Genomic DNA, 6065 nt, shown 5'->3' on the forward strand with positions numbered 1-6065 from the left:
CCGACGGATTATGAGTCCGCTGCTCCGCTCTACGATGAAATTCGCTCCCTCGACGCTTCCCCGCCTTTCGGCATACGGCTGGCCGCAGTCGGACCGGGAATGCCTTTGCCGCACGCCGTCGGGTGCTGCCGAGGTGATGCGGCATCAAGCCAAAGTGACCCAAGCTCCGTCGGTCGCCTTCCGAGATCGGTGCGTCGCTCATATCCTCGTGCGCCAATGGTTACCGACGGTAAGGGGTAGCGATGGGCGGCACCACACGCAGAGGCTTCCTGGGCACAGCCGCGGCCGCCGGCGGCGGGGTCACCCTCGAAACCCCCAAGCGGGCCGCAGCCCAGAACGGCGCCGCCCCACAGACCGTGGTCGTACTGGGCGGGGGCGTCGCCGGGCTCACGGCCGCGCACGAACTCGCCGAACGCGGCTTCCGGGTCACGGTCTACGAACGCAAGGCACTGGGCGGCAAGGCCCGCAGCATGAACGTGCCGGACAGCGGCACGGGCGGCCGCCGCCCCCTGCCCGGGGAGCACGGCTTCCGCTTCATCCCCGGCATCTACCACAACCTGCCCGACACCATGCGGCGCATCCCCTTCCCCGGCAACACCAACGGTGTCCACGACAACCTCGTCGCCCCCAAGGAGATGCTGTTCGCCCGGTCGGGCGGCCGCGAGGACATCCGGATCCCGCTTCCCTGGCCCGGCAACACCCCGGCAGAACTCACCCCCGACGAGATCCGCCGCGCCCTCACCTCGGTCCTGGACACCGCCTTCAACCTCCCCCTCCACGAGGCCCTCTACTTCGCCAACCGCTTTCTGGTCTTCCTCACCAGCTGCGACGAACGCCGCGACGACGCCTGGGAGCAGATGCCGTGGTGGGAGTTCGTACGAGCCGGACGGATGTCGTACGACTACCAGCGGATCCTCGCCGTTGGCATCACCCGCAACATCGTGGCCACCAAGGCGGAGGAGGCCAGCACCCGTACGGTCGCCACCCTGCTGGAGGCCTTCGCCTTCAACCTCCTCGGGCGGGGCGCGGACGGACCGCTGGACCGGATCCTCAACGCGCCCACCAACGAGGCCTGGATCGACCCCTGGGTGACGTACCTGAAGTCACTCGGAGTCGAGTTCCACATCGGCTGGACCGTACGGGACCTGACCCTGGACGCGGGCCGGATCGCCGGGGCCGTCATGGAGGACCCGGAAGGTGCCCGCCGGACCGTCACCGCCGACCACTACATTTCGGCCATGCCGGTCGAGCACGCCCGCCGCACCTGGAACTCCGCCGTGCGCGCCGCCGACCCCCAACTGGCCGAGTGCGACCGGCTGGAGACGGACTGGATGACCGGCATCCAGTTCTACCTGACCGAACGTACGCCGATTCTGCACGGCCACCTCGACCTCATCGACTCCCCCTGGTCACTGACCGCGATCGCCCAGGCCCAGCACTGGCCCGGCCACGACTTCCCCTCCGACTTCGGTGACGGCACGGTCGCGGACTGTCTGTCCGTGGACGTCTCCGAGTGGGACCAGCCGGGCATCCTGTACGGCAAGACGGCCAAACAGTGCACTCGCGCCGAAGTCGCCCGCGAGGTGTGGGCGCAGTTGAAGGCGGCGCTCAACGACAGCGGCCGTACGGTCCTGAAGGACTCCGTGCTGCACTCCTGGTTCCTCGATCCGGCCGTGGACGGACTCGGCACCCCGAACCCCGTCAACGAGGAACAACTGCTCATCCATCCGACAGGGACCTTCCACCACCGTCCGCGGTCGACCACGAAGATCCCCAACCTCTTCCTGTCCGGCGACTACGTGGCCGTACCCATCGATCTCGCCACCATGGAAGGCGCCAACACCTCGGCCCGGCAGGCTGTCAACGCCCTGCTGGACGGGATCGGTTCGGCCGCCGAGCGATGCACCGTCACCCCGCTGTACCGGGCCCCCGAATTCGAGGCGCTCAAACGCCACGACCGCACCCGTTACCTCCTCCGGCTGCCGAATCTCTTCGACGTCGGTTGACAAGCTTTGCTGAAGCATCACGAGGCTCTGCGGGGCAGAGGAGGGGAGTAAGAAGCCGACTGCGCATCGGCGTACCAGCTCAATCGTCTCGGTTTTGTGCTGTGGTGGCTGCGGTGTCGTCGGGCGACTGTTGTGCGCTGCGGCTGGCGGAGGCCACCAGGTAGCCGGGGAGGTGGAACCTGCAGTGCAGGTGCACTGGTGCGCCGCAGTCGTCTGCGAGGGCGTGCAGTGCGGACGGGCTGTAGGCCTTGCGCAGGCTGATCGTGCCGTCGTGTGCGGCTGTGGCCCCGCCGAGGAGGAGCAGCAGCGGGACGATGGCCAGGTATGCCGGGTGCCGCCAGGCGTCGATGATGAGCAGGCGGTGTGCGGCTCGGGTGCCTTCGCGGAGCACCATGCGTACCTGAGCTGGTTGCAGGTGGTGCAGGGACATGGTGAAGACGGCCACGTCCCAGGTGTGGTCGGGGGCGTCGATGGCAGTGGCGTCGATGACGCGTGTGGTGACCCGTGGGTGGTCGCCCAGAGGGCCGGTACGGAATGCCTGGACGGAGTCGGTGCTGATGTCGCTGATGGTGACGTGCGCGGTGGGGTGGTCGCGCAGGAGCTGTTCAGCGAGGTGGCCCCGGCCTGCTCCGAGTTCGAGGATGCGGGGCTCACGCTGCTGGCCGGCCTCTGCCAGGGCCAGTCGGCTGAACGTGCGGTAGGCCAGTGACGCGCGCTGGAAGCGGTCCAGCTCGCGCAGTCCCCTGCGGGCCCTTTCCGCCAGCCGGGGATCGGGGTGGTCGATGAAGTCGATCCACTCGGCTCGGTCGGTTTCGTACAGACGGTCCCACCATGAGGCGCCGGGGCCGCCCCGGGGGAACTGCCCGTCGTGCATGGTGCTCCACCTCCTGCGGTGGTGTGTGCGTGTGCGGATGCTGTAGTGGTGTGATGTGCAGCGTGGGGTGTTCACGGGTCGGCGAGCTGGTTGACCGCGGCACGGAAGACCGTCGGCGCGGCCAGGCATGCGGGCACCAGCAGCGAGCGGGCGCCAGGGTGGGTGGTGGCGAGGACCAAGGTGTGGGTCAGCCACCGGTAGCGGCGCGTCAGGCGCCGCCAGGCGTGCCCGTAGCGAGCGGGGGCGTCGGCGACCAGGGCGTCGACTGCGGCTTCGGCCTGGGCCAGTGCCAGGCTGATGCCCTCGCCGGTGAGCGCGTCCTCGTACCCGGCTGCGTCACCGACGAGCAGGATCCGGCCCACGACGCGGCGCGCCGGCTGCTGCCGCATCGGGCCGGCGCCGCGCACGCTGGACGCCGGGGCGGCGTGAGCGAGCCGATGGTGCAGGTGAGGGAAGGCCTCCAGCAGCCCGGCGTAGGTGTGGTGTGCCGCCGCGCCCGACGGCGTGGCGTCGGGGCGGTACAGGACGGCGACGCCCACCTGGTCCGCAGCCACGGGGGTGATGTACGCCTCGGCACGCGGGCCCCAGACCACCTGCACGTTCTGGCTCCAAGGCTCGGTGTGCCAGTGACGGCGCAGTCCGAAGCGGCGCGGGAACCCGCGCCGGACGGGGACACCGAGGTGACGGCGCAGCGGGGAGTGCAGACCGTCGGCGGCGATGAGCCAGCGTGCGCGCAGTCCTGCGGCGTTCACCCCGGTGGCATCCTGCGCCGCTGCCGTCACGCAGGTATCGAGCCGGTGAGCGCCGACGGCGTGCGCGGCGGCAGACAGTGCGGCCTGTAGTTCGGTGCGGCGCACGCCCATCCCGGGCCCGGCTCGGAACGGCGCGTGCGCCCGGCGGCCGGACAGATCCAGGTAGTCGATCCCGGTCAGCGGCGCCCCTGCCGGGCACACCCCCAGGGCGTGGAGCCGTCGCACCCCGCCGGGCATCAGCCCTTCGCCACATGCCTTGTCCACCGGGTCGGGCCGCTTCTCACAGACGGTCACGGACATACCCGCCCGCGCAGCGTACAGCGCGGCGGCCAGCCCGGCCGGACCCGCGCCGACGATGAGCAGATCGGTGTCGTACACGTCGCGGCTCACGCTGAAAGTCCCAGCGCCGCGTTCTCCACCCGCAGGCGCACGGTAAGGACCGCGGCATTGGCAACGGTGAACAGCAGCGCGGTCAGCCACGCACTGTGCACCAGCGGCAGCGCAACACCCTCCGCTGCGACGACCACGTAGTTCGGATGCCGCAGCCACCGGTAGGGGCCACGCCGCACCAGCGGCAGTCCCGGAACGACGATGACCCGGGTGTTCCAGCGCGGGCCCAGCGACCACACGCACCACCACCGCAGCCCCTGCAGCAGCACCACGGCACACAGCGCACTCCAGCCCAGCACGGGGATGAACGCCCGCCGCGCGACGGCGACTTCCGCGAGGATGCCGACCAGCAGCGCCGTGTGGACGGCCACCATGACCGGGTAATGGCCTCGGCCGTGTTCCACACCACCGCGCACCTGAGCCCATCGGGCATGCCGCCTGGAGACCACCAGCTCCGCCAGCCGCTCTGCGGCGACCGCCGCCACCAGCACGACCAGCCACGCCGGCAGCATCCCCATGCGCATCACCACGCTGCACCGCTGTCCGCCGGGCCGGCCACGGCCTGCGGGCACCCATCAGTCCTGCCAGGCGGCGCGCATGATTGCCTGACAAGCTCGGACAAGGACATACGCCGACTCCTTGAAGCGGTTCGAAGGCGGGCAGACGGCAAGCCGCCGCGGTCAGGGGACGTTCCGGGTCACCAGCGCAGCAGGACCAGCTCGCTGGCGAAGCCCGGCCCCATCGCGGTGAGCAGCCCGACGCAGCCGGGGGCGGGCGGTGCTTCCAGCGTCGCCCGCAGCACGTCCAGAACGGACACCGACGACAGGTTGCCCCGCGTCGCCAGGGAATGACGGGTGTGGGCCAGCGCCTGCTCGGGCAGGCCGAGGGCACGCTCCACCGCGTCGATGACCTTGGGCCCGCCGGGATGGCAGATCCAGGCGGCGACATCGCCGACCGTCAGGCCGTGATCGGCCAGGAAAGCGCTCACGTCCTTGGGCAGTTCCCGCTCCGCCACCGTGGGCACGTCCGGGGACAGCACGATGCCGAACCCGTTCGCGCCGATCCGCCAGCCCATGACGTCGGTGCTGTCCGGGTAGAGCCGGCTGCGGGTGGCCACGACCTCCGGCCCGCGGCAGCCCCGGGCCCGCTGCTCCCCCACGGCAACGACCGCCGCGGCACCGTCCCCGAACAGGCTCGTGGCCACCAGATTGGCCAGGGACCAGTCGCCGCGCTGCACCGTCAGCGAGCACAGTTCGACCCCCAGCAGCACCCCGACCTGGTCAGGAAACGCCCGCAGGTAGTCGTGCAACCGCGCGATGCCCGCAGCCCCCGCGGCGCAGCCCAGACCGAACAGCGGGATGCGCTTGACGTCCTGGCGCAGCCCGATCCGCTGCGCCAGGCGGGCCTCCAGCGACGGCACAGCCAGGCCGGTCACCGTCGTGCTGATCACCACATCCACCTCGTCAGGCTCCACCCCGGCCGCGCTCAATGCCACGTTCACCACCTGCTCGCCCAGCTCCAGGGCCGTGTGCAGCCAGGCACGGTTGGCGCAGGTGAACCCGTCCAGCGCCGCGTACTGATGAAGCGGCAGCGACAAGTTCCGCGTGACAACCCCGGCGTTCGCCGACACCCTGCCCAGAGCACGATGCGCATCCGCAGGTCCGGGGAGCAGATCCGCGAACGCCGTTGTGATGTCCTCCTGCCGGTACTGGTGCGGCGGCACAGCCACCTCGACCGCAACCACCCGTGGCCCGGCGCCGTCCCCTCCCCACTGCGGTTCGCTCGTCGCCCGGTCCACTGCCCGTCCTCACCTCGATGCCACCCGACGCCCACAGACTACGGACAAGATCACCACAAACGAACAAATGGGAGAATAGAAGGATGATATCTCCACTAAAGGGCTAAGAGATCGTTTTCTCTCGCGAAGCGCGCTTTGCACTTCCTCTTTCGAGGAGGAGTCGTCGTTCCGGTGGGCCTGGCGGAGTCAGTGCGTCAGATATGCCCCAAGGGGTGGGAGTCGTGCGGCAGGTAGCGCCACTGCAC

General features: G+C 70.1%; 5 protein-coding genes. 1 reads left to right on the top strand and 4 read right to left on the bottom strand.

The window, feature by feature from the left end; all coding sequences use genetic code 11:
* Positions 1-242 precede the first annotated feature (242 nt).
* Positions 243-2006 (top strand): FAD-dependent oxidoreductase, encoded by a 1764-nt coding sequence (locus StrepF001_RS44005; protein WP_129803679.1) that lies wholly within the window; start codon positions 243-245, stop codon positions 2004-2006.
* A gap of 79 nt (positions 2007-2085) precedes the next feature.
* Here the strand turns inward: StrepF001_RS44005 and StrepF001_RS44010 are convergent, their stop codons facing one another.
* From StrepF001_RS44010 to StrepF001_RS44025, 4 genes are all read right to left on the bottom strand, one after another.
* Positions 2086-2880, bottom strand: coding sequence for a class I SAM-dependent methyltransferase (locus StrepF001_RS44010; RefSeq protein WP_129803680.1), 795 nt, complete (start codon positions 2878-2880; stop codon positions 2086-2088).
* A 71-nt stretch (positions 2881-2951) separates the two neighbouring features.
* A complete protein-coding gene (locus tag StrepF001_RS44015) occupies positions 2952-4022 on the bottom strand; it encodes an FAD-dependent oxidoreductase (RefSeq protein ID WP_129803681.1) in 1071 nt (356 codons plus the stop codon).
* Positions 4019-4546 carry an isoprenylcysteine carboxylmethyltransferase family protein gene (locus StrepF001_RS44020; RefSeq protein ID WP_129803682.1) on the bottom strand — a complete coding sequence of 176 codons (528 nt, stop codon included), beginning with the start codon at positions 4544-4546 and terminating at the stop codon, positions 4019-4021. The genes StrepF001_RS44015 and StrepF001_RS44020 overlap by 4 nt, the downstream gene beginning before the upstream one ends.
* A 173-nt stretch (positions 4547-4719) precedes the next feature.
* A complete protein-coding gene (locus StrepF001_RS44025; RefSeq protein WP_240797994.1) occupies positions 4720-5820 on the bottom strand; it encodes a 3-oxoacyl-[acyl-carrier-protein] synthase III C-terminal domain-containing protein in 1101 nt (366 codons plus the stop codon).
* Positions 5821-6065: the final 245 nt, after the last annotated feature.

The sequence above is a fragment of the Streptomyces sp. F001 genome (assembly GCF_004187715.1).
Lineage (GTDB): Bacteria > Actinomycetota > Actinomycetes > Streptomycetales > Streptomycetaceae > Streptomyces > Streptomyces flavusporus.